Consider the following 23264-nt stretch of genomic DNA (forward strand, 5'->3'; position numbering starts at 1 on the left):
CATATCGTAGCGTGTCGCCCGGCCAACCCAAAAACGGGATACCCGAACCCGGGAAGCTCAGCTCGGCCGGTCGCCGCGGAGCAGTTCGGCGGCCACCGCCTGGGCCTGTTCCGAGCTGGGGCCGGGCTGCGGCACGAACGCGGTGCGCCGGTAGTAGGCCAGCTCCCGGATGGACTCCTTGATGTCGGCCAGGGCCCGGTGGGCCAGGCCCTTGCCCGGCTGCGCGTAGTAGACGCGCGGGTACCAGCGCCGGCACAGCTCCTTGACCGAGGACACGTCCACCATCCGGTAGTGCAGGTGGGCGTCCAGTTCGGGCATGTCCCTGGCGATGAAGCCCCGGTCGGTGGCGATGGAGTTGCCGGCCAGCGGCGCGGTGCGGGGGTCGGGGACCCAGCGCTTGACGTAGTCGAGCACCAGCCGCTCGGCCTCGGCCAGCGAGACCGTGGACCGCCGGACCTCCTCGGTCAGCCCGGAGCGGCTGTGCATATCCCGCACCACCTCGGGCATGGTGGCCAACACGTCGTCCTCGGCGTGGATCACCACGTCAACCCCGTCCCCGAGCACCTTCAGCTCCCCGTCGGTGACCAGGGCGGCGATCTCTATCAGGGCGTCCTTGCCCAGGTCCAGGCCGGTCATCTCGCAGTCGATCCACACCAAGCGATCCGTCACCCGGCTGAGCCTATCCGGCCGACCGCCGCACCGGCTGGTCGTCTCCGGCCGGCTCGCCCGGGTCCTGGCCCTGGTGGGGCCCGGTGACCGGCACCAGGAACGGGGTGAGCAGCCCGGGCACGGCGGCGTCGGCCAGGGCCAGCCCCCGGGTCTGCCCCACGTCCTGCACCTCGTAGCCGCCGTGCCCGGCGGCGGTGGTCGCCATCAGGGTCAGCAGGCCGGCCCGCCGCTGGAACCACGACTGGGACACCCGCCAGCCGATGATCCCGGTGCGGCGCAGCGCCACCGTGCGGCGCACCACCGAGTTGGCCCGGCTGACCAGGTACTCGTCGGTCAGGGCGTGGCCGAGGGCGCGGTAGCGGTCCACCGCGAGCAGCACCGCCGGCAGCACGGCGACCAGGGCGAGCCGCGCCGGCCAGGCGGGCAGCCAGGCCAGGGCGTGCGCGGCCCACAGCGCCGCGGCCAGCACCGGCACCGGGGTCACCGCGCGCACCAGCCGGCGGGCCAGCGCGCGCCTGGGGTGGCGGGTCAGCGGCGCGCTGGTCGGCGCGGTGGGCAGGCGCAGCACCGCGGCGGCCACCCGCTGGGCCAGTGCCCGGGGCACGGGCGGCAGCAGCAGGCTGCTCTCGCCGGTGCGGCCGAGCCCGGTGGTCACCGCGGCGACGCGGGCGCCCCGGCCGGCGCGCACCAGCAGGGGCTCGCTCACCTCCACCCCGCGCAGCTGGTGCTCCTTGACCGAGACCGAGCGGGTGGTGAGCAGCCCGCGCCTGGCCCGGATGGTGTTGTCGGCCTCCCGGGTCAGCCGGTGGCCCCAGAACTGCACCAGGTAGACCAGCATCGAGCAGACCAGCACCAGGACCAGTGCGGCGCCGGCCAGGGTGGTGATGATCACCGGCAGCGGCGACTCGACCAGCCAGCGCACGGCCGCGCGCACCCGGGCCACCTCGTCGAGGTTGATGCGCAGGTCGTCGGCCAGGTTCAGGGCGGTGGTGAACAGCGCGCCGGCCGCGGCCAGCCCGGACGTGCTCAGCGGCGCGTAGCGCAGCCAGGCGGGGGAGAACGCGGCCAACACGGTGGCCGGCGGCGGGACCGGGGCGTTCGGCGTGTCCGGGCTGTCCGGGGCGCCCGGGGTGTCCCGCGCGCTGGTCGGGCGGCGCAGCAGCACCTGGCGGAGCCGTTCGGCCTCGGCCGAGGTGACCGCGTCCAGGGCGAGCGTGGCCGCCTCGGAGCCGAGCGCCTGCCTGCCGGTGCCCACCCGCACGGTGGACAGGCCGAACAGCCGGTGGGCCGGCTTGGCGGTGAGGTCGACGGTGCGGATGCGCTCGCGCGGCGTGGCCAGCCGCTTGCGCACCAGCCAGCCGGTGTGCAGTTCGACCTGGTCGTCGGTGATCCGGTAGCGGGTGGTCAGCCAGCGCACCACACCGGCGGCGACCACCAGCACCACCAGGGCCGCGCCGAAGGCCAGCCGGCCCCAGTCGCCCGAGCTGAACAGGACCACGCCGACGAGCACCGGCAGCAGGCTGATCAGCGAGTTGAGCGGGGTGACCACGAGCATCCTCGGGTCGAGCCGGCGCCACTCGACCTCGGGGTGCTCGACCAGTGGTGGGGCGGCGGGCAGGTCCAGGCCGGTCGGCGGGGTGTGCTCGGGCGCGCTCACGTGGCGTCGCCCTTGCTGGCCTGGGTGGTCTCGGTGAGTTCGTCGACCAGTCGCACGGCCAGGTCGTGGTCCAGGCCCTCGATGTGCAGCGGGCCGGCCGCCGATGCCGTGGTCACGGTGACCGTGGCCAGGTTCAGCGCCTGCTGCAGCGGCCCGCGCTTGGTGTCCACGGTCTGGATGCGCGAGGTCGGGGCGACCCGCCACTCCTGGTTGATCCAGCCGGCCTGGGTGTACACGGCCTGCGGGGTGGTCTCCCAGCGGTGCACGCGGTAGCGCCAGGTGGGCATCACCGCGGTGTGCGCCACCCCGAGCACGGCGCTGGCCAGCAGGGTCCACGCCAGCCACCCGGTGCCGGGCAGCACCAGCAGGGCGACCAGCTGCGGGATCATCAGCACCAGCCAGCCGATCAGCGCCCGCAGCGTCCACCAGGTGACGGCGCGGCGACTGACCCGGTGCTCGGGTTCGCGCAGCCGCAGTTGGCCGGCGAGCGGATACGGGGGCGGGACGGTGGTGTCCGGGCTGTTCACGGCTCCACTCTGCCTGACCGGGGTGGTCGAGTTCAGCTGTTCGGCGGTGCGTGAACGGGTGTCCCAGGGGCACCAACCGCGGTGGTACGACGCCGCGAGCGCCTACCACCCGGGTGGTAGGCCCATCGGCAACTCCGGCAGGACGACCCGGGAGCACGCCGTTCCATACGCTGCCGCCGCATCCGTCCCACGAGCGAAGGGAACTCCATGTTCGTCCGGCACCCGCTGATCGCCACCGCCGCCCCGCTCGGCGCCCTCGGGCTTGCGGCACCCGAGGCAGCGCACGCCTCCGCGCACGTCGTGGCGCACGAGGCCGCCGTCGGTGTGCTCACGCTGAGCACCGGGCGCCTCGGGGCCATCGTGGCAGCCGTGCTGGGGCTGGTCGGCGCGGCCATCGGCGCGCGGGCGCTGTCCCGCTCCGGCCGTGGTCCGGGCACCGGCAACCGGCTGGGCGGGACCGTCGCGGGCATGGTGCTGGGGCTGGTCGGCGTGGTCCTCGGCGGGCTGGTCGCCGCCACCTCCTCCGGTGGCCTGGGCACGGGAAACGGGCTGGGCGGGGCCATCGTGGCCATGATGCTGGGGCTGGCCGGCGTGGTCCTCGGCGGGCTGGCGCGGACCCGCTCCCGGCGCACCGGCTGACCGCCTGCGCCGGCCGGGCTGCCGGCTCAGTGCGGCCTCGTGCCAGGCGAGCTGACGTTCGCCGGGGCACCGGGCACCGGGCGGGCCGGGCGGCGGCGCCCTGGGTGCTGGTCAGGAGCGGGTGAGCCAGCCCGGGACGGCCAGGCCGGACTCGTACGCGAGGATCACCAACTGGGCGCGGTCGCGGACCTGGGCCTTGGTCATGATCCGGCTGACGTGCGTTTTCACGGTGGCCGGGCTCAGCACCAGCCGGGCCGCGATCTCGTCGTTGGACAGGCCGGCGGCGACCAGTGCCAGCACCTCGCGCTCCCGTTCGGTGAGCGCGCTCAGCCGCGGCCCCGGGTCCGGGTGCCTGACCCGGGCGGCGAACTCGGCGATCAGCCGGCGGGTGATCGCCGGCGCGATCAGCGCGTCACCGCGAGCCACCACCCGCACCGCGTGGATCAGCTCCGCCGGCTCGGTGTCCTTGACCAGGAAGCCGCTCGCACCGGACCGCAGCGCGCCGTAGACGTAGTCGTCCAGGTCGAACGTGGTCAGGATGATCACGCGGACGGCGGAACTCGCGGTGATCTTCTGGGTGGCGGCCAGGCCGTCCAGCCCGGGCATCCGGATGTCCATGAGGACGACGTCGGCCCGCAGGTGCCGGGCGAGCCGCACCGCGTCGGCGCCGTCGGCGGCCTCGCCGACCACCTCGATGCCGTCCTCACCGTCCAGGATGGACCGGAAGCCGGCGCGCACCAGGGTCTGGTCGTCGGCGAGCAGCACCCGAACCGCGCTGGCGCTCACGCCGGTGCCGTACCCGGCCGCAGCGGCAGGCGGGCGCACACCCGGAAGCCGCCTTCCGGTCGCGGGCCCGTGATCAGCGAACCGCCCAGCGCCCGGGCCCGCTCGTCCATGCCGCGAATTCCGCTGCCCGGCGTGCCCGGTGTGCCGGTGCCGTCGTCCTCGACCTCCACCAGCACGTCGTCGTGCTCGGGGCGGACCCGGACCACCGCGGTGGTCGCGCCCGCGTGCCGGGTCACGTTGGTGAGTGCCTCCTGGACGATCCGGTACGCCGCCAGGTCGACCTCCGGCGGCAGCGGTGGGGTCTCGGCGAACTCCGTGCGGATCGCCACCCCGGATCGCCCCGCCGCCGTGACCAGATCACCGAGGCGGTTCAGGCCGGGGGCGGGTGTGCTCGGCGCGTCGTCGTCCCGCCGCAGCACGACCAGGGTCCTGCGCAACTCGCGCAGCGTCTCCCTGCTCGTCTGCTTGATCGCGGTGAGCGCCTGCTCGGCGCGGTCGGGGTCCGGGCGGTGCAGCGCGGCACTGGCCTGCACGTTGATCAGCGAGAGGTGGTGGCCGAGCGCGTCGTGCAGCTCGCGGGCGATGCGCAACCGCTCCTCGGTGGCCTGTCGCCGGGCCTGCTCCGCCAGCCGCTGCTCGGCGGCGAGCGCGCGGGCCTGCGCCTCGGCGAGGTAGGCCCGGCGGTTGCGGGTCACGCCGACGATCACCGCGATGAGCCACCCGGCGTGCAGCAGCACCGCCCCGTTCATGGTGTTCGTGGACCGGCCCGCGCCGTCCGCGACGGCGAAGGCGATCACCGAGGCGAGACCGAGTCCGATGGCCGAGGCGAGGTGCCCCTCGTCGACGACGGTGTAGAGCGCCACGACGAACACCAGCATGATCGGGCCGGGCTGGTGCAGCAGCGCCCCGTACGCGGCGACAGCGGCCAGCGCCGCCACCCCCACCGGCACCGGGTGGCGGCGGCGGAGGGCCAGTACGCCGGTCGAGACCAGCACGGCCAGCAGCGCCGTCCAGTCAGCGGCGGTGTCGATGCCGTGCGACTGCACCAGCAGGCCGACGACGGCGATGAGACCAACGGCGAGCACCAGGCCGGTGTTCGCGGACCGGCCTCGCCATGGCCACCTAGACATGCGTCGAGCCTAACTTCCACCGGGTGCACGGGCGCCGGACCGGCCGACTGGGCCGGTGGCGTTGGCGGGGCAGCGCTCGGGCAGCGGCGGGGCAGCGGTCGGGCAGCGGCGGGGCAGCACCACCGTTCACCCGAACGGGCCTGCGTGAAATGCCAACTCGCGGGGTTTGCAAAGTCGACTCGCGGGGTTGGGTAGGCGGATGGCCGGAAGTGGACGGGGGGTAGTGCTGATGGCGGATTGACGATTCCTGTTGGAAACAGTGATATGTCGTTTGACTGTGTCGCCTTTGGGAGGTTTGGCATGGGCCGTGGTGTTCGATCCAGTGTCGCCGCGGCGGTTGCCGCGGCCGTGTCCGTGCTGGGGCTCACCCCGGCGGTGGCCGAACAGGCGTCCGGGCCCGACGTGTACGCCTACCTGGAGAACCCCGGGATGACCGGGGAGGGCCAGCAGGCGCCGCACGCGGTGCTGCGGCCCTACGCCGACGTGGCCGCGGCCGTGCGGCACGAGGAGAACACGCCCTACACGCTCAGCCTGGACGGCGACTGGAAGATCGACATGTCGGACCGGCCCGAGGACGTGCCGGCCGGGTTCTTCGCCGACGACTACGACGTCAGCGGCTGGCGGAGCGTGTCGGTGCCGCACACCTGGCAGACCGACGGGCTGGACCACCCGGTGTTCCGCAACGTGCCCAGCGAGGTGTGGCCGGACAACCCGCCGGCGGTGCCCAGGGACGTCAACCCGACCGCCGCGTACGTGCGCACCCTCGACGTTCCGTCCACATGGGACGGTCGAAGCACGTTCCTCCGCTTCGAGGGCGTCACCTCCGGCTACTTCGTGTGGGTCAACGGCAGCTACGTCGGCTACGACCAGGGCGGCTACACCCCGGCGGAGTTCGACGTCTCCTCGGCGCTGCACCCCGGCCGCAACCGGATCGCCGTGCAGGTGCACCGCTGGGGCGCCGGCTCCTACCTGGAGGACTACGACCAGTGGCGCTACTCCGGCATCTTCCGCTCGGTGTGGCTCTACGCCACGCCCACCAGCTACCTGCGGGACGTCACGGTCACCACGGACCTGGACGACAACCACGTCAACGCCACGCTGACCGCGCGGATCTCGGTGGCGCGCAAGGACAACGGGCCGTCCGGGCAGCACACCGCGCGGGCGGAGCTGCACGACGCCGGCGGCCGGCGGGTGGCCGGCGCCAGCGGGACGGTCCAGCTGGACGGGGACACCGCCGAGCTGGTGCTGAGCACGCCGGTGGCCAATCCGGCCAAGTGGACCGACGAGACCCCCACCCTGTACACCCTGGTGCTCACCCTGGCCGGCCCGGACGGGCGGGTCGGCCACATCACCCAGCAGCGGATCGGCTTCCGCGAGATCGCCATCGCCGACCGGCAGCTGCTGGTCAACGGCAAGCGGGTGCTGTTCAAGGGCGTCAACCGCGCCGAGACCGACCCGGACCACGGCCGGCACGTGCCGCGCCAGCGCCAGGAACAGGACGTGGCGCTGATGAAGCGGCTCAACGTCAACGCCGTGCGCACCTCGCACTACCCGTCCGACCCGCACTTCTACGACCTGGCCGACGAGCACGGGCTGTGGATCGACGACGAGGTGGACGTCGAGACGCACAACCACGAGTCGTGCCCGAGCAACTGCCTGGCCGACCGGCCCGAGTGGCGGGACGCCTACCTGGACCAGTTCGTGGGCATGGTGCAGCGGGACAAGAACCACCCCAGCGTGTTCCTGTGGGACACCGGCAACGAGGCCGGGCTGGGCGCCGCGCACCACGCCATGGCCGAGTGGGCCAGGGCCAACGACCCGACCCGGCCGCTGTACCACCAGTCCAACTCACCCGACGGGGACGCGCCGTTCGCGGACGTGTGGGGGCCGCGCTACCCCACCCCGGAACGCCTCGCCCAGCAGGCCGAGCGGACCACCAAGCCGATCATCATGGGCGAGTACGCCCACGCCATGGGCAACAGCCTGGGCAACTTCCGGGAGTTCTGGGACACCATCCGGGCCAACCCGGTGCTGCAGGGCGGGTTCATCTGGGACTGGGCCGAGCAGAACATCCGCCAGCCGCTGCGCACCACCCCGGACTCGTCAGGCAACCAGATCATGGCGCACCTCACCGGCGCGCCGGAGGTGGTGGCCGGGCACCGGGGCAGCGCGCTGAACTTCTCCGGCCTGGACGACTTCGTGGAGGTCTACCGCGACCCGAGGCTGGACATCGCCGGCAGAGCGCTCACCCTGGACGCGTGGGTGAAGCCGAACCGGCCGTGGACCGGTGACTTCACCATCCTGTCCAAAGGGGACCACCAGTTCGCGCTGAAGATGTCCGACGAGCACACCCTGGAGTTCTTCGTCCACAGTGGAACGTGGCGCACCGTGCGCGCGGCCGTGCCGGCCGACTTCCCCGACACCTGGCACCGGGTCACCGGCACCTACGACGGTGCCCAGCTGCGGCTGTACCTGGACGGCGCGCAGGTCGGCGCCCTGGCCTTCACCGGCACGATCGACCAGTCCTCGTTCCCGGTCAACATCGGCCGCAACAACGAGGTGATGCAGGACAACTACGCCGGCCGGATGGCCAACGGCGCCGTCGACGACGTGCGCGTGTACGACCGGGCGCTCAGCGCCGAGCAGCTGGCCGCCGGCGCCGACCCGGTCGGCGACGCGGTGCTCGCCCTGGACTTCGACCGGATCGACGACACCGGCCGGACCTACCTGTCCTACGGCCAGAGCCTGTCCGGTGTGGACGGTCTCATCGGGGCGGACCGGACCCCGCAACCGGAGACCGCGCAGCTGGCCTGGGCGCACCAGCCGCTGCGGTTCGGCTACGCCAACGGCACCCTCAGCGTGCACAACGAGCGGCAGTTCGTCGACACCGGGGACGTGGAGCTGCGCTGGAGCGTCACCGAGGGCGAGCGGACCGTGGCCAGCGGCCGGCAGCGGCCCCGCGTCCAGCCCGGCGGCACCGGCACACTCGACCTGCGGCTGCCGGCCAACCCGCGCGATGCCGAGCGCTGGCTGACCGTGCGGGCGGTGACCACCCGGGCCCAGCCGCTGCTGCCGGCCGGTTCGGTGCTGGCGCACGACCAGTTCGCGCTCGGCGGCACCGTCGTGCCCGGCGCGGCCCCGCCCCCGGCCAGGGGCCGGGTCGAGGTCACCGAGACGGCCGACGCGGTGACCCTGTCCGGCCGCGAGTTCCGGTACGTCTTCGACAAGCGCACCGGCGCGCTGAGCAGCATGCGGGTGCGCGGTGTGGACCTGCTGCGCGGCGGGCCCCAACTGGACGCCTGGCGCGCGCCGATCAGCAACGAGACCTACACCTGGGGCAATGACGAGGGCGAGGACTGGCGGGCGGCCGGCCTGGACCGGCTGGCCACCACCGCGACCGAGGTGCGGGTCAGCCAGACCGACCCGGGCGCGGCCACGGTCACCGCGAACGCCGTGGTGGCCGCGCCGGACACGCCCAACGCCTCGTTCGCGCAGGTGCTGACCTACCGGGTGGACGCGGCCGGCACCATCGGCCTGCGCCAGCAGGTCAGCCCGCGCGGGGACGTGCGCACCCTGCCCTACCTGCCCCGGATCGGCGTGCGCCTGGCCGTGCCGGACACCTTCCAGCACTTCGCCTGGTACGGCCGGGGCCCGCAGGAGAGCTACAACGACCGCAGGGACGGCACCCCCGTGGGCGTGTGGTCGTCCACGGTGGACGAGCAGTACGTGGACTACCTGCGGCCGCAGGACCACGGCAACCACACCGACACCCGGTGGGCGCTGCTCACCGACGGGCGCTCCGGCGGGCTGCTGGTGGCCGGCGCCCCGGACGTGAGCGTGACCCCCTACGACGAGCTGGACCGGGCCCACTACCCGTTCCAGCGGCAGCGCAACAACGGCTGGGTGACGCTGCACGCCGACCACGCGGTGACCGGGGTCGGCGACACCCCCAACCCGGTGCGCCAGCGCTACCAGGTGCGGCCCGACCAGGACTACGACCACTCCCTGGTGATCCGGCCGCTGAACGCCGACGAGGTGCGCGCCGGCCGCCCGGCCGGCACGCGCTGACCCCGCCGGTCAGGGCCGGTCAGGGCGGGTCAGGACCGGTCGGGGGCGGCGCCGGCGGCCGCGCCCGGCCGGGTGCGGGCGGTGGGGGAGCGGCGGTTGACGATGAGGTAGCCGATCAGCGCGGCGTTGAGCCCCAGCGAACCCACCGGGGTGACCAGCGCCAGCGCGGCGGCGGCGAAGTAGACGACCGGCCCGGTCACGGCGTGGCGGCGGGCCAGCCGCGCCTCGGCGAGCGCGCCGGGCACCAGCAGGTGCGGCCGGCGGCACAGGTGGTGCCAGAACAGCAGGAACCACACCGAGGTCAGCCCCACCGCCAGCGAGTAGAAGACCGCGGCCGCCGTGGCGTCCGCCCCGTCGAGGCGGCTGCCCAGGGTGGCCGTGGGCACCGGCAGGAAGCTCACCGTGAGCAGCAGGCCGAGGTTGAGCAGCAGCAGCGCCCGGTCCACCTGCCGCACCCGGTGGAACAGGTTGTGGTGGTGGATCCAGACGATCCCGATGACCAGGAAGCTCACCGCGTAGCTGGCCAGCGCGGGTAACTCGTGGCGCAGCCCGGCCCACACGCCCTCGTGCTCGGGCAGTTTGATCTCCAGCACCAGCAACGTGGCCGCGATCGCGATGACGGCGTCGCTGAACGCCTGCAGGCGGGCGGACGAGATGCCGGGCGTGCCGGTGTCCGCAGCCGGTGCGGGGTGGGACGGTTCGGGCAGGGCGTTGGCCATGGGGGACTCCAACGAAGGTCGGGAGGCTGGCCGCGGCGGCGCGCCCGCACCCGACCGCTGGTGTCGCCGGCCGGTCGCCCCGCAGCGATCGAATCGCCAGCAAGATACGCCAGGACCGGGCGGGTGGGAACGGGATCGGCGTGGCCTAGTCGGTGCCCAGGGCGCGCTTGAGGACCTTGCCGGTGGCGTTGCGCGGCAGGGCGTCCAGGAACACCACGTCGCGCGGCACGCAGAAGCGGGCCAGCCGCTCCCGCACGTGCCCGCGCACCGCGTCCGCGTCCAGTTCGGCGCCGTCGGCCCGCACCACGTACGCGGCCAGGCGCTGGCCGTACCGCTCGTCGGGCACGCCCAGCACGGCGGCCTCGCGCACCCCGGGCAGCCCGGCGATGACGTCCTCCACCTCGCGCGGGTAGACGTTCTCCCCACCCGAGATGATCATCTCGTCGTCCCGGCCGACCACGGCCAGCAGCCCGGACGGCTCCAGCCGGCCCACGTCGCCGGTGGCCATCAGGCCCTGCCTGACCTCCTTGGCCGCGCCGTCGGTGTAGCCCTCGAACAGCATGGAGTTGGCCACGAAGATCCGCCCGGGCTGCCCGGCCGGCACGGGCCGGCCGTGCTCGTCCAGCAGCCGCACCCGGGTGCCCACCGGCGGCCGGCCGGCGGTGTGCGGGGCCGCGCGCAGCTCGGCCGGGGTGGCCACGCTGACCCAGGACACCTCGGTGGACCCGTACACGTTGTAGAGCACCGGCCCGAACCGGCGCTGGAAGTCCGCGGCCACCGGCGCGGGCAGCGCCGACCCGCTGCAGGCGACCACCCGCAGCGAGGACACGTCGTGCGCGTGGCGGATCTCGTGGGGCAGCTCCAGGACGCGCTGCAGCATCACCGGCACGGCGAACACGCTGTCCACCCGGTGCCCGGCGATGTCGGCCAGCAGCCGCTCGGCGTCGAAGCGGCGGCGCAGCACCAGGGTCGCGCCGAGCACCAGGCCCAGTTGCAGCCCGGCCAGCCCCCAGGTGTGGAACAGCGGCGCGGCCACCAGCAGCGGCCGGCCGTGGCGCAGCGGGATCCGGGACAGCAGCGCGGCGGGCGCGGACAGGCCGCGCGGGTGCGGCCGGCGCGCGCCCTTGGGGGTGCCGGTGGTGCCCGAGGTCAGCACCACCAGCCGGCCGTGCCGGTCCGGCCGGGGCGGCGGGCCGGCCGGCGCGGCGGCGATCAGCTCCGCCAGGGTGGTGCTGCGGGTCGGCCCGTCCTGCCAGGCGATCACCCGGCGCGCCTTGCGCGGCGCGGTGCGCAGCAGCGGCCGGAACTCGGCGTCGGCCACGACCAGGCTGGCGTCCTGCTCGCGCAGCACCGCGGCCACCTGGGTGGCGCTCAGCCCGGTGTTGAGCAGCGCGGTGTGCGCGCCGAGCCGGGCGGTGGCCACGGCCGCCTCGACCAGGCCGCGGTGGTTGCGGCAGAGCACGGCCACGGTGTCGCCGGCCCGCACGCCCATCCCGGCGAAGCCGGCGGCCAGCCGGGCGGTGCGCTCGGCCACCTGCGCGTAGCTGAGGCTGCCCAGTTCGTCGACGATGGCCGGCCGGTCCGGGTGCCTGGCCGCGCCCACCAGGTAGCCGAACGGCAGGGTGAGCTGCCAGTGCCGCCAGCCGGCCAGCACCGCGCGCAGCGCGGTCGGCCGCATCGGGCGCAGCACGCCGGCGCGCCACAGCGTGTAGCCCGCGTGCAGGGGCAGCGCGACCCGGTCGACCAGCCCGAGGGCAGCTGCCGACCAGCTCCGGTCGGCTCCGCGTCCAGACATCACCCGCACCCGGCTCACCCCGCGATCTGTCCGTCCACAGTGGACTTGTGCGATCGGCTGCCACCTGATGGTGACATCCCTACTGGCGGGTAGGAAGAGGTTGACCGAAAAAGACCGGGGTGACCGGGACGCCGGGTCAGGCGCCGGCCGACGCCCCGGACAGGTCGATCTCCAGGAGCTGGCCGGGCCATTCGCCCACGGTGAAGGTCTGCGTGGGGGTGAACCCGGCCGAGGTGTAGAACCGCACCAGGGCCCGGTCGTCACCGGCGTAGCAGTCCACCCGCAGCCGGTGCGCCCCGCGCCGCACCGCCTCGGCGCGGGCGTGGTCGAGCAGCAGCCGGCCCGCCCCCCTCGCCCACGGCTGCCTGCTGCCCACCAGGCCGAGCACGTACAGCTCGGGCACGTCCGAGGCGGGCACGTAGTGGTGTGCGGTCGGGCCCACCACCAGCGCCCCGGCCGGCCTGGTCGGACCGCCGTGCTCGGCCAGCCACAGCTCGCCCTCGTCCAGCCAGGAGGTGACCTGCTGGACCCGCTTGGGATTGGTGGAGAAGGGCTCGCTGCCCCACTGCCCGGTGCGGCCTCGCGACACCAGCCAGCGCACCGCGTCGTCGAACAGGCCGAGCACGGTGTCCACGTCAGCGACTGAGCCGCGGCGGATCGTCAACCCCGTGTTGGTGGTCTCACTCACCCGTCGGACCCTACCGTCGCGGTCGGCCGCCGTTGCGCCACTCGGGTGACAACCCGGCAGCGGTGCACCCCGGGGCGGCGGCACCGCGCACCATGACGGCATGAGTGAGCACACCGAGCACGACCCCCGGGCGAAGTGGCACGCCCTGCCCGAGCGGATCAACCCGACCGAGTGGGTCAGCGCGCTGGACGACGAGCCGGTGCCCGGCGCCATCCAGGCCGCCGACGCCGAGTGGCCGATCCGGGAGGCCACCACCTACCCGGGCTGACCGGGCGCACCACCCCGATCGTCAGTCCCCGTCCGGCGGCGGCCAGGCATCACCCCAGCGGACCTTGCGGGCCCGCTGGTAGTCGCGGCCGTGCCGCTTGGTCACCAGGGTGCGCGCCACGGTGCCGTCCTGCCCGCACACCTGCAGCAGCACCTGGCCCTTGCGCTGCACCGGGTGCCGCAGCACCCGCCCGGCGCCGGGCCGACCGGTGAACCTGGCCGCGACCAGGTAGGAGAACTTCTCGTCCTCGTGGCCCAGGCTGGCCTCCTTGAGCTGGCGGTGCTCGGCGGACCGGTTGACCCGGGCGGCGAAGTGGCACCAGTCCCCGGCCGCGGTGGACTCCGCCAGCGGGCAGGCGTTGCCGTGCGGGCAGGGCGCCAGCACGTGCAGGCCCGCGTCGGTCAGCCGCCGGCGGGCCGCGGCCACCCGCTGGAACCCCGCTGGCGTGCCCGGCTCGACCAGCACGACCACCTGGCCGGCCGCGGCCATCCGGTCGACCAGGCCGCGCTGCTCGGCCTCGCCCAGCTCGGTGAGCAGGTAGGCGGCGGTGACCAGGTCGGCGCCGGGCAGCACCGCGTGCTGGGCCAGCGTGCCGGCCAGCCAGGTGGCCGACCGCACCGCCGGCCACGGCGCGGCCCCGGCCAGCCGCCGGCCCACGGCCGTGGCTGACGCGCTCTGCTCCACCACGGTCGAGCCGGTCAGCGTGGGGAACACCGCGGCCGCCGCCCACAGCGCCGCGCCCGTGCCGCCACCGATGTCGAGCTGGGTGCGGGGCGCGAAGTCCGGGGCCGACCGGGCGGCCTCGGCCAGCGCGCCGCGGATGGCCGCGTAGGTGGCCGGCATCCGGTAGGCGGCGTAGGCGGCGGCGTCGGTGGCCGACGCCAGGATCGGCGCGCCCGGCGCGGACCCGGACCGGTACTGGCCGATCAGCCGCTGGGTGGCGGCGACGAGCTGCTTGCGCGGCATGCCGGCGGTCTCGGTGAGCAGGGCGGCGCGCAGCGCGTCGGGGAGGTCAACCACGCCGGCATCATGCCTTGCCGGTGGTGGCCGGCGCGGCGCGGTCGGTCGCGCCGGTGGTCGCGGCCAGCTCGGCGCGGGTGAACAGCGGCACGGCCACCGCGGTGACCACGGTCATGACCGCGGCCGAGCACCAGAACGGCGCGGTCACGCCCAGCTCGGCGGCCAGCACCCCGCCGGCCAGCGAGCCCAGCGCGGCGCCACTGCGGCTGAACAGGTAGAACACGCTGGTGACCCGGCCGAACAGCGGACCGGGGATGACCCGCTGCCGCACGGTCATGGTGACCACGCCCCAGACGGTGCCGTGCACCCCGAAGACCACCAGCACGACCAGGGCCAGCCACGGCGTGCGGGCCAGCGCCAGCCCCACGTGGGTGAGCGTCTCGATGACCAGTCCCACGCGCAGCAGCACGGCCGCGCCGAACCGGTCCATCAGCGGCCGGGCCAGCACGGAGCCGAGCATCCCGCCCACCGCGATGCTGGCCAGCAGCACGCCGTAGCCGACCCCGTCGAGCCCCAGCCGCTCCCGCGCGTAGAGCACGAGGATCGCGATCCCGGCGTCCAGCGTGACGTTCATCAGGCACAGGCACAGCGCCAGCATCCGCAGCACCCGCTGCCGCCACAGCCAGCGCACCCCCTCGGCGATCTCGACGCGCACCGAGCGCCGCACCGGCTGGGCCGCCGCCTCGACTGCCGGCGGCCGGTACCGCAGGCTCAGCACCAGCACCGCGGCCACCACGAAGCTCGCCGCGTCGACCCCGAACGGCAGCGCGGCCGCGATCCCGAACAGCACGGCGCCCAGCGGGGGCGCGATCAGCTGGTTGCCGACTTGGTGCACGAAGAACATCCGGGCGTTCGCCCTGGCCAGGCCTTCGGCCGGGACGATGCTGGGCAGCAGCGCCGCCGAGGCGTTGTCCGCCAGGGTCTCGCCGGTGCCGAGCAGGAAGAACGCCACGTACACCACGGGCACGCCGACCGCGTCCAGCGCCACGGCCGCGGTCAGCCCGCCGATCACCACCGCGCGCAGCACGTTGACCACGGCGACCAGCCGCCGCCGGTCCAGCCGGTCCACGAACACGCCACTGACCAGCGAGAACAACAGCCACGGCAGCAGCTGCACGAACGCGCCGCCGGCCACCAGCCTCGGGTCGTCGGTGAGCGAGGCGATCAGCAGCGGGCCGGCCGCCAGGCTGATGCCGTCACCGATGTTGGAGACCGCGTTGGCCGTCCACAGCTTGGCGAAGTCAGGGCCCAAACCGGCAGGCCGCGGCCGGCGGCGAAACAACAACGGGAACTCCTGGGCGGTCCGGAACCGGCGGCGGGAAACAGCGTGACACTACCTGCCGGACCGGAACGCTCACACGGATTTGCGCGGCGGGCGACCGCGCCGTCAGCCCGCGGCGGGCGACCGCGCCGTCAGCCCGCGGCGGGCGAGCCAGCCCCCGTCACTCCGCGGCGGCCTCGGCCAGCACGGTCGGCGCGCTCGGCCCGTCCTCGGTGAGTGCGGCGGCGCTGCCCCGGGCCAGCAGCGCGTAGGCGGCCAGTCCCAGCACGCCGAACGCGGCCATCACCGCGGCCATGGGCACGGCCGTGTGCTCGCCGCCCAGGCCGACCAGCGGGGCCGCGACGCCGCCGACCACGAACTGGGCGGTGCCCAGCAGGGCCGAGGCCGTGCCCGCGGCCTGCGGGTAGGCGGCCAGGGCCAGCGTGGTGGCGTTGGGCATCACCATGCCCATGCTGGAGACCAGCAGGAACAGCGGCGGCAGGATGCCGACCAGGCCCAACCCGAGCACGGCGGCGACCAGCAGCAGCACCCCGCCGACCACGGTCATGCCCAGCCCGGTGGTCAGCAGGGCGGTGGTGGACACCCGGCCGACCAGCCGGCCGTTGAGCTGGCCGAGCACGACCAGGCCCAGGGCGTTGGCGCCGAACACGATGCTGTAGGTCTGCGGGCTCAGGCCGTAGACGTCCTGCAGCACGAACGACGAGCCGGAGATGTAGGCGAACATCGCGGCGAAGGCCAGCCCGGCGGCCAGGGCGTAGCCGATGAAGCCCCGGTGGACCAGCAGCTGACCGAAGGTGCGCAGGGTGGTGCCGAGGCTGCCGGGCCGGCGCTGCGCGGCCGGCAGCGTCTCGGGCAGCGCCAGCACGGCCACCACCAGCAGCAGCACGCCGATCGCGGTCAGCGCCACGAACACGCCGCGCCACGAGGTCAGCCGCATCAGCTGCCCGCCGAGCACCGGGGCGAGGATCGGGGCCAGACCGGTGACCAGCATCAGCGTGGAGAAGAAGCGGGCGACGGCGACCCCGCTGTACAGGTCGCGCACCACCGCCCTGGCGATCACGATGCCGGCGGCGGCACCGAGGCCCTGCACCAGGCGCAGCCCGGTCAGGGTGAGCGCGCTGGGGGCGAACGCGCACAGCAGGGAGGCCACGCAGTACACCGCCAGGCCGATCAGCAGCGGCCGGCGTCGGCCGAGCGAGTCGCTCAGCGGCCCGGCCAGCAGCTGGCCGACCGCCAGGCCGATCACACAGGCGGTCAGGCTCAGCTGCACCTGGGCCGGGCCCGTGCCGAAGTCCGCGGCGATGGTGGGAAACGCCGGCAGGTACATGTCGATGGACAGCGGCCCGAACGCGGTGAGCCCGCCGAGGATGAGGAGGAACCGCAGTGTTCGTGATCGGCTCGGTGTGATCGTCTCGGTGCTCATGCCGCAACTCCCTGTCGCATCGCTCGACTCCGCGGGGTTCCACCGGGCTCTCGCCTGCCGGCCCCGCCGTGCGCCGCGCAGGCGTCTCGCGGCACCCCCGATCGGGAACCACCGCCCAGCGCTGATCAACCACCGCGGTACCGGACGCTGTTCCACCCGCGGGTGCGGTGTGCGTCACGTCCGCCGGCACGCGCGCCCCCCTGGTTTTCGAAAAGAGGTGCGCGCGACCGAATGGGCCAATGGGTATATGCAAAATACCAAGCCGGCCTTAACTGATTTTCACTGTTCGAATGCACAAATGTCTTGCCCGCCCCCGGATCGGCCTATTAACACGGCGAAAAGTGTTAAGTCACACTTGCGAAGTGACCGACCGGCAGGATCAAGTGGCTGAGGATGCGCACGCGGTGCGATTGAGTGTCATGCGGTTGGCCAGACGGCTGCGCCAGCAGCGGCCCGACCACGGCATCAGCGTCACAAAGCTGACGCTGCTCGGCCGACTGGACCGGGAGGGGCCGGCCACCGCGACCGAACTCGCCGAATGTGAACGCATTCAGCCGCAGTCGATTACCCGGGTCGTCGCGGATCTGGAGGAACGCGGACTGCTGGTGCGCAGTCGCGATCCGCGCGACCGGCGGCAGATGGTGCTGGAAATCAGCCAGGCCGGGCGGGACCTGCTCGCCGAGGACCGCCGCCGCCGGGATGAATGGCTGGCCGTGGCCATGACCGAGGCGCTGACCCCGGTGGAGTGCGAGGTGCTGCGCGCGGCCGGCAGGCTGATGGACCGACTCGCGGAGTGCTGACATGGCCGTGCCCACGTCGACGGACAAGGACTCCGACAGCAGGGACGACCGCCGGGCCGGGCTGCCGGCCAGGCTGGTGCTGCCCGTCGCCGTGGGCATCCTGTTGCAGCCGATCAACTCGTCGATGATCGCGGTCGCCCTGGTGCAGATCCGCGACGAGTTCGACGCGGGCGCGTCCGCCTCCTGGCTGATTTCCGGCCTGTACCTGGCCACGGCCGTGGCCGCGCCGACCATGGGCCGGCTGGCCGACCTGCTCGGCGCGCGCCGGGTGTTCCTGGCCGGGCTGGTGCTGGTCGGCGTGGCCGCCACGGCCGGGGCGTTCGCGCCCAGCATTGGCTGGCTGGTGGCCACCCGGGTGGTGCTGGGCATCGGCACGGCCGCGCCGTTCCCGGCCGGCCTGGCCCTGGTGCGGGCCGAGGCTGACCGGCGCGGCCTGCCCAGTTCGGGCAGTGGGCTGAGCGTGCTCGCCGCGGCCAGCCAGATCGCCGTGGCCCTGGGACCGGCCCTGGGCGGGGTGCTGGTGCAGGTGGCCGGTTGGCGGGCGATCTTCCTGGTCAACCTGCCGATCGCGGCCGCGGCCGGGCTGCTCGGACTGCGCTTCCTGCCGGCCGATCCGGCCCCGCCGTGGGCCGGTGCGCCGAGGGGCGGGGGCGGGCGTCGGCCGAGCGTGCTGAGCTGGCTGGACCTGCTCGGGATGGGCGTGTTCACCAGCACCACGGCCACGCTGATGCTGTGGCTGCTGTCGCTGTCCGGCCAGCCGGACTGGGGGCTGCTGGGTGTGCTCGGGGTGCTGGTGGCCGTGCTGGTGTGGTGGGAACTGCGGGTGCGGCGGCCGTTCGTGGACGTGCGGCTGCTGGCCGCCAACCACGCGCTCACCGCCACCTACCTGCGCACCGGCCTGACCTTCGTGGCGTTCTACTCGATCTTCTACGGCCTGCCCGCGTGGATGCAGCAGGCCAGGGGACTGGACCCGGCCGGCGCCGGCCTGGTGCTGCTGCCGGTGGCCGGGCTGGGCGTGCTCACCGTGGCGCTGGCCACCCGGCTGGAGCGGCGCACCGGGCCACGCCTGCTGCTGGTCATCGGCTCGGCCGTGCTGCTGACTGGCAGCGCGCTGCTGTTCGGCGTGGACCGGGCCACGCCGGTGCTGCTGCTGGTCGGGGTGGCCGCGGTGCTGGGCGTGCCCAACGGGTTCAACAACCTGGGCAACCAGACCGCGCTGTACCGGGCGGCGCCGGCCGACCAGATCGGTGGCGCCTCCGGGCTGTACCGGACCTCGCAGTACGTGGGCGCGAACCTGGCCGCCTGCCTGATCGAACTGTGCTTCGCCGGCCCTGCCTCGGACGCCGGGCTGCACCGGCTGGCCGTGGCGGTGGCCGTGATCAGTGCCGCGCTGCTGGTCACCGCGCTGGTCAGCCGCGGCCTGCGGACCGGGTGAGCCGCCCGGCGGCGACCGGACCAGCGCCAACCAGCACCGGGGCGACCGCCCCAGGGGAGATCGGCACAGGGCAGGCCGTCACTGGGCAGCCCGTCACAGGCAGGAGCCGTTGTCCGGGATCTCGCCGTGCCCGCCGTAGGCCAGTTCCAACAGGACCGCGCGCAGCCGCTCCTGGTCGGCCTGGTCGATGCCGGCCACGAACCCCCGCTCCACCCGGGCCAGCGCGTCGGCCACCACCGCCTGCAGTGCCCGGCCCTGCTCGGTCAGCTCGGGCAGCCGCACCCGCCGGTCGTTGGGGTCGGGCTTGCGCACCACAAGGCCGCTCTGCTCCAGCCGGTCGAGCACGCTGGTCATGGTGGTCTTGTCCAGGCCGAGCGCGTGGCTGAGGGCCAGTTGGGTGCGGCGCTGCTCCTGGGCGAGCGCGGTGAGCACCAGCTGGCCCCGGATGCCGATGCCGTGCCGCTCGGCCTCGGCCTGCATGGCGTTGCCGAGCCGCTGCGCCACCCGGTGCAGCAGCCAGTTCAGGTCGACGTGCTGGGCGCAGGCCCGCACTTCCTGGCAGGTGACCTCGGGGTCCTCCGAACCGCACTCGGCGACGTCCATGTCGGTCATGGTACCGGAGACAACCTCCGAGTAGGGACGTTCTCGACTCATATCGTCTTGACTCGGAACATCTCGCGTCGTAACTTATGGTTGAAACATCAAGGGATGAAAGGCACGTCACCATGCCCAACCTGCTGCACATCGACGCGAGCATCCGGGGCGAGGACTCGGTCAGCCAGAAGGTCACCGCCGCCTTCGTCGAGCACTGGCGCGCCGCCAACCCCGGCGGCGGCTACGTCTACCGGCACCTCGGCGAGAACCCGGTGCCCTACCTCGACGCCGCCGCCTACACCGCCGGTCAGGTCGCGCCCGAGCAGCGCACCCCCGAGCAGCGGGCCGGCTGGGCGATCAGCGAACCGCTGATCGAGGAGGTCCGGGCCGCCGACACGATCCTGCTCGGCGTGCCCATGTACAACTTCAGCATTCCGGCCACCCTGAAGACCTGGCTGGACCGGATCATCCACCCCGGTTTCATGCTCAACCAGGCCACCGGCGAGGGCGCCCTGGTCGACAAGAAGGTCGTCGTGGTCACCGCGCGCGGCGGCTCCTACGCGCCGGGCACCCCGCGCGAGGGCTTCGACTACCAGGAGCCCTACCTGCGGGCCGTGTTCAGCATGATCGGCCTGGACCGCAACCTGGAGTTCATCCACGCCGAGCTGACCCTGGCGCACGCGGTCGAGGCCATGTTCGACCTGCGCGACAAGGCGGTCGAGTCCCTGGCCAACGCGCACGAGCGGGCCCGCGAGCTGGCCAGCGTCTGAATCCCCGCGCAGCTCATCACCTCGCCCCGCCGCGCGGCCGCCCGGCCCGGTCGGCTCCCCGGCGTTCCGCACGCATCCCGGACCGGCCGGGCCGCCGGCGTTCCCGGACGGTGACCGAACTGCCAGACTCTGGGCACCCACGCGATCCGGGCCGAGGCGGAGGGCGCATGGTCGACCAGGTCACCGCGACGCTGCTGCGCGCCGCAGAACTCACCGCGGCCGGCCAGCCCGGCCAGGCCGTGGCACTGCTCCGGCCGGTGCTGCTCAGCCACCCCGAGCACGCCGACGCCTGGTGCCACCTGGCCGCCGCCCACCTGGACGCCGGCGAACCCGACCCGGCGCTGACCGCGGCCAAGCGGGCCATCGTGCTCGGCGGCGATCCGGCCTGGGCCCAGCGGCTGGCCGCGCTGGCCCTGGCCGAACTGGACCGGCCGGCCGAGGCCGTGGTGGCCGCGCGCGAGTCGGTGCGGTGCAAGCCGCTGGACTGGCGCTGCCACGTGGTGCTGGCCGAGGCGCTGGCCAGCCACCCCACCCTGGCCGGCGACGCGCTCGGCGCGGCCCGCCGCGCGGTGGAGCTGGCCGGCGACCAGGCCCGGCCCTACCAGGTGCTCGGTGACGCGGCCATGCGCGCCAGGGACTGGGCCACCGCGCAGTGGGCCTACCGGGCCGCCCTGGACATCGACCCGCACGACCCCGAGGTGCGCGCCAACCTCGACGCCGTGCACCGCAACCGGGCCCGCGCCGCCGGCGCCGGCGGGCTGACCGGCGCCGACCTGCCCCAGGCGCTGGCCGGTGCCGAGCGGGCACTGCGCGCCCTGGTGCGCCGGCTGGTCGGCCTGGTGGCCGTGGGCACGCTGCTGCTGCTGTTGGCCGGTCTGCCGGCACCCAGCACCGCGCTGACCGCGCCGGCCCTGCTGCTGGTCGGGCTGGCGGTGGCGGTGGCGGCGCTGCCGCTGGCGCGGATGCCGGCGGTGGGGCGGCGGCTGGTGGCCCGGGTGGCGCGGGAACGCCGGCTGGTCGGCGCCGCCGCGGCGCTGCTCGCCCTGGCCGTGCTGCTGACCGCCGGCTGGGCCCTGGCGCTGGCCTCGGGCACGAGAGGACTGAGCACGCTGGCCGTGGCGTTCGGCTGCGCGCTGGCCGCCGGCGTGCTGTGCCGACCGGGCGCGCGCCCGCGCCACCCCCGGTGATTATGTCCACTGTGGACTAAAAGCCCTGGTAGAGTGGGGCGGCGAAGGAGTCCATCGGGGAGCGTGTGCATGGGGAGAACCGGACGGCGGCCACCGCTCCACCGGTTCCTGCTCACCCTCCTGTTCACCCTCCTGTTCGCGACGGCGGCGATCCCGGCACCCGCGACCGCGCCCAACCCGTCCACTGTGGACGCTGTTCGGCTGGCCGGTGCGCACACCCCGCCGGCCAGGACCCACCAGCGCTCCACCCACCCCGCCTGCCTCCTCGCCGCGCCCGCCAGTGCCGGCTCGCACCAGCCGCACCTGCCCGGCCAGCCCGACCTGCTGGCGCCGCGGCCCGCCGCCTTACCCGAACCGGCCCGCCACGCCCACGTCGACCGCGCCCGGCCGGACCGGACACCACGGGCCGACGCCCCGCTCCCGGTGGGCGCCAGGGCCCCGCCGTCCGCGGTTCCCGCCTAGCACCGGACGGCCAGCCCAGCAGCGCGTCCGGCCGCCCCCGCCTGCCCTGGCCCCGGCCCGGCCGGCCCGCACCCGCCTCGGTGCCGCCGGCCGCTGGCCCCACCACACCGCAAGGAGGCTCTCCTTGACCACCGGACACGCCCTGCTCGCCGTGGGCGGCGCCTTCCTCGCCGCCGGGCTGATCGCCCGCGCCGGCGTGCGCATCGGCCTGCCCACCATCCCGCTGTTCATGCTGGCCGGTTTCCTGTTCGGTCCCAACACTCCCGGACTGTCCCTGGTGGACAGTGAGAGTGAGACGGGGATGAGCATGCTGGCCAGCCTCGGCCTGGTGTTCCTGCTGTTCTACCTCGGCCTGGAGTTCTCCCTCGACGACCTGATCTCCGGCGGGCGCAAACTGGTGCTGGCCGGTGTCGGCTACCTGGTGCTCAACATCGGCGGCGGCCTCGCCCTGGGTTTCGCCCTGGGCTGGGGCACCAGGGAGGCACTGGTGATCGCCGGGGCCGTGGGCATCTCCTCCTCGGCGATCGTCACCAAGCTGCTCGTCGAGGCGGGCCGCATGGGCAACCGCGAATCCCGGCTGATCCTCGGCATCATCGTGATCGAGGACGTGTTCCTCGCCCTCTACCTCGCCCTGCTGCAGCCGGTGCTGGACGGCGCCGACAGCCTCGGTCCCGCCCTGCTCGACATCGCCAAGGCCTTCGCGTTCCTGCTGGTGCTGGCCGCGCTCGCGCGCTGGGGCGGCGCCCTGGTCAGCAAGCTGCTCGCCTCCGCCGACGACGAACTGCTCACCGTCTGCTTCGTCGGGCTGGCCGTGCTCGGCGCGGCCGTGGCCGAGGAACTCGGCGTGTCCGACGCGATCGGCGCGTTCATGGTCGGCATGGTGCTCGGCGGCTCCCGGGTCGCGCCCCGGGTGCACAAGCTGGTGCTGCCGCTGCGCGACGCGTTCGGCGCGCTGTTCTTCTTCATCTTCGGCATGAGCATCGACCCGGGCGCGGTCGGCACGGTCGTGCTGCCGGTGCTGGTCGCCGTGCTGCTGACCATCGTGCTCAACCTGGCCGCGGGCGCGGCGGCCGCCCGGCTGCACTCCTACGACCGCCTCGCCGGCGTCAACATCGGCCTCACCGTGCTGACCAGGGGCGAGTTCTCCCTGGTGCTCGCGGCCCTGGCCAGCACGGCCGGCCTGGACGAGCGGATCGTGCCGTTCGTGGCCGGCTACGTGCTGCTGCTGGCCATCATCGGCCCGCTCGCCGCGCTGCGCTCCGACCGGCTCACCTGGCTGCTGCCCGCCCGCCTGTTCCCGGCGGCCAGGGCGACCGGCGACCGCGGGTAGCACCACCGGTTACCC

The 23264-nt window shown here is 74.2% G+C and carries 21 protein-coding genes; 9 read left to right on the forward strand and 12 right to left on the reverse strand.

The window, feature by feature from the left end:
- Positions 1-57 precede the first annotated feature (57 nt).
- Genes orn through LX83_RS09100 form a run of 3 tightly spaced genes read right to left on the reverse strand, consistent with a single transcriptional unit; the run spans position 58 to position 2853 of the window.
- A complete protein-coding gene (orn, locus tag LX83_RS09090; protein WP_253769312.1) occupies positions 58-669 on the reverse strand; it encodes an oligoribonuclease in 612 nt (203 codons plus the stop codon).
- Between the two features lie 10 nt (positions 670-679).
- On the reverse strand, positions 680-2326 hold the full coding sequence (locus tag LX83_RS09095) for a PH domain-containing protein (protein ID WP_253769314.1): 1647 nt from the start codon (positions 2324-2326) through the stop codon (positions 680-682).
- Positions 2323-2853: a PH domain-containing protein gene (locus LX83_RS09100; RefSeq protein WP_253769316.1), complete on the reverse strand. Its 531-nt coding sequence runs from the start codon at positions 2851-2853 to the stop codon at positions 2323-2325. The genes LX83_RS09095 and LX83_RS09100 overlap by 4 nt, the downstream gene beginning before the upstream one ends.
- 207 nt (positions 2854-3060) lie before the next feature.
- On the opposite strand from LX83_RS09100, the gene LX83_RS09105 reads away from it, so the two are divergent.
- Positions 3061-3492, forward strand: a complete 432-nt coding sequence (locus LX83_RS09105) for a DUF6223 family protein (RefSeq protein WP_253769318.1) — start codon at positions 3061-3063, stop codon at positions 3490-3492.
- Between the two features lie 111 nt (positions 3493-3603).
- Here LX83_RS09105 and LX83_RS09110 read toward each other — a convergent pair whose 3' ends face one another.
- Together LX83_RS09110 and LX83_RS09115 are read right to left on the reverse strand one after the other, a co-directional pair.
- Complete coding sequence (locus LX83_RS09110; protein WP_253769320.1) at positions 3604-4278, reverse strand: response regulator; 675 nt, start codon at positions 4276-4278, stop codon at positions 3604-3606.
- Complete coding sequence (locus tag LX83_RS09115; RefSeq protein WP_253769322.1) at positions 4275-5408, reverse strand: sensor histidine kinase; 1134 nt, start codon at positions 5406-5408, stop codon at positions 4275-4277. The genes LX83_RS09110 and LX83_RS09115 overlap by 4 nt, the downstream gene beginning before the upstream one ends.
- A 300-nt stretch (positions 5409-5708) precedes the next feature.
- On the opposite strand from LX83_RS09115, the gene LX83_RS09120 reads away from it, so the two are divergent.
- Positions 5709-9476 (forward strand): glycoside hydrolase family 2 TIM barrel-domain containing protein, encoded by a 3768-nt coding sequence (locus tag LX83_RS09120; RefSeq protein ID WP_253769325.1) that lies wholly within the window; start codon positions 5709-5711, stop codon positions 9474-9476.
- Positions 9477-9505: 29 nt separating this feature from the next.
- Here the strand turns inward: LX83_RS09120 and LX83_RS09125 are convergent, their stop codons facing one another.
- The 3 genes from LX83_RS09125 to LX83_RS09135 form a co-directional block, all read right to left on the reverse strand.
- Entirely contained in the window at positions 9506-10195 is a 690-nt protein-coding gene (locus LX83_RS09125) for a TMEM175 family protein (protein WP_253769327.1), read from the reverse strand.
- 145 nt (positions 10196-10340) lie between these two features.
- Entirely contained in the window at positions 10341-11990 is a 1650-nt protein-coding gene (locus LX83_RS09130; protein ID WP_253769329.1) for an AMP-binding protein, read from the reverse strand.
- Positions 11991-12126: 136 nt separating this feature from the next.
- A complete protein-coding gene (locus LX83_RS09135) occupies positions 12127-12678 on the reverse strand; it encodes a GNAT family N-acetyltransferase (RefSeq protein ID WP_253769330.1) in 552 nt (183 codons plus the stop codon).
- A 100-nt stretch (positions 12679-12778) separates the two neighbouring features.
- Here LX83_RS09135 and LX83_RS09140 point away from each other — a divergent pair, with 100 nt between their 5' ends.
- A complete protein-coding gene (locus tag LX83_RS09140; RefSeq protein ID WP_253769332.1) occupies positions 12779-12946 on the forward strand; it encodes a hypothetical protein in 168 nt (55 codons plus the stop codon).
- Positions 12947-12967: 21 nt separating this feature from the next.
- Here LX83_RS09140 and LX83_RS09145 read toward each other — a convergent pair whose 3' ends face one another.
- The 3 genes from LX83_RS09145 to LX83_RS09155 form a co-directional block, all read right to left on the reverse strand.
- On the reverse strand, positions 12968-13966 hold the full coding sequence (locus LX83_RS09145) for a small ribosomal subunit Rsm22 family protein (RefSeq protein ID WP_253769334.1): 999 nt from the start codon (positions 13964-13966) through the stop codon (positions 12968-12970).
- 7 nt (positions 13967-13973) lie between these two features.
- Entirely contained in the window at positions 13974-15218 is a 1245-nt protein-coding gene (locus tag LX83_RS09150; protein WP_253769336.1) for an MFS transporter, read from the reverse strand.
- A 190-nt stretch (positions 15219-15408) separates the two neighbouring features.
- Complete coding sequence (locus LX83_RS09155; RefSeq protein WP_253769338.1) at positions 15409-16671, reverse strand: Bcr/CflA family multidrug efflux MFS transporter; 1263 nt, start codon at positions 16669-16671, stop codon at positions 15409-15411.
- A gap of 362 nt (positions 16672-17033) precedes the next feature.
- On the opposite strand from LX83_RS09155, the gene LX83_RS09160 reads away from it, so the two are divergent.
- Positions 17034-17471, forward strand: a complete 438-nt coding sequence (locus LX83_RS09160) for a MarR family winged helix-turn-helix transcriptional regulator (protein WP_253769340.1) — start codon at positions 17034-17036, stop codon at positions 17469-17471.
- A gap of 1 nt (position 17472) precedes the next feature.
- On the forward strand, positions 17473-18906 hold the full coding sequence (locus tag LX83_RS09165) for an MFS transporter (protein ID WP_253769342.1): 1434 nt from the start codon (positions 17473-17475) through the stop codon (positions 18904-18906).
- Between the two features lie 93 nt (positions 18907-18999).
- Here LX83_RS09165 and LX83_RS09170 read toward each other — a convergent pair whose 3' ends face one another.
- On the reverse strand, positions 19000-19509 hold the full coding sequence (locus tag LX83_RS09170) for a MarR family winged helix-turn-helix transcriptional regulator (protein WP_253769344.1): 510 nt from the start codon (positions 19507-19509) through the stop codon (positions 19000-19002).
- Between the two features lie 122 nt (positions 19510-19631).
- Between LX83_RS09170 and LX83_RS09175 the strand changes: the two genes are divergently transcribed.
- From LX83_RS09175 to LX83_RS09190, 4 genes are all read left to right on the forward strand, one after another.
- Positions 19632-20270: an FMN-dependent NADH-azoreductase gene (locus LX83_RS09175; RefSeq protein ID WP_253769346.1), complete on the forward strand. Its 639-nt coding sequence runs from the start codon at positions 19632-19634 to the stop codon at positions 20268-20270.
- Between the two features lie 167 nt (positions 20271-20437).
- Entirely contained in the window at positions 20438-21457 is a 1020-nt protein-coding gene (locus LX83_RS09180; protein ID WP_253769348.1) for a tetratricopeptide repeat protein, read from the forward strand.
- Positions 21458-21526: 69 nt separating this feature from the next.
- Positions 21527-21919, forward strand: coding sequence for a hypothetical protein (locus tag LX83_RS09185; RefSeq protein WP_253769350.1), 393 nt, complete (start codon positions 21527-21529; stop codon positions 21917-21919).
- A 124-nt stretch (positions 21920-22043) separates the two neighbouring features.
- A complete protein-coding gene (locus LX83_RS09190) occupies positions 22044-23249 on the forward strand; it encodes a cation:proton antiporter (protein WP_253769352.1) in 1206 nt (401 codons plus the stop codon).
- The last annotated feature ends 15 nt before the right edge of the window (positions 23250-23264 follow it).

This window comes from Goodfellowiella coeruleoviolacea, from assembly GCF_024171785.1.
GTDB lineage: Bacteria > Actinomycetota > Actinomycetes > Mycobacteriales > Pseudonocardiaceae > Goodfellowiella > Goodfellowiella coeruleoviolacea.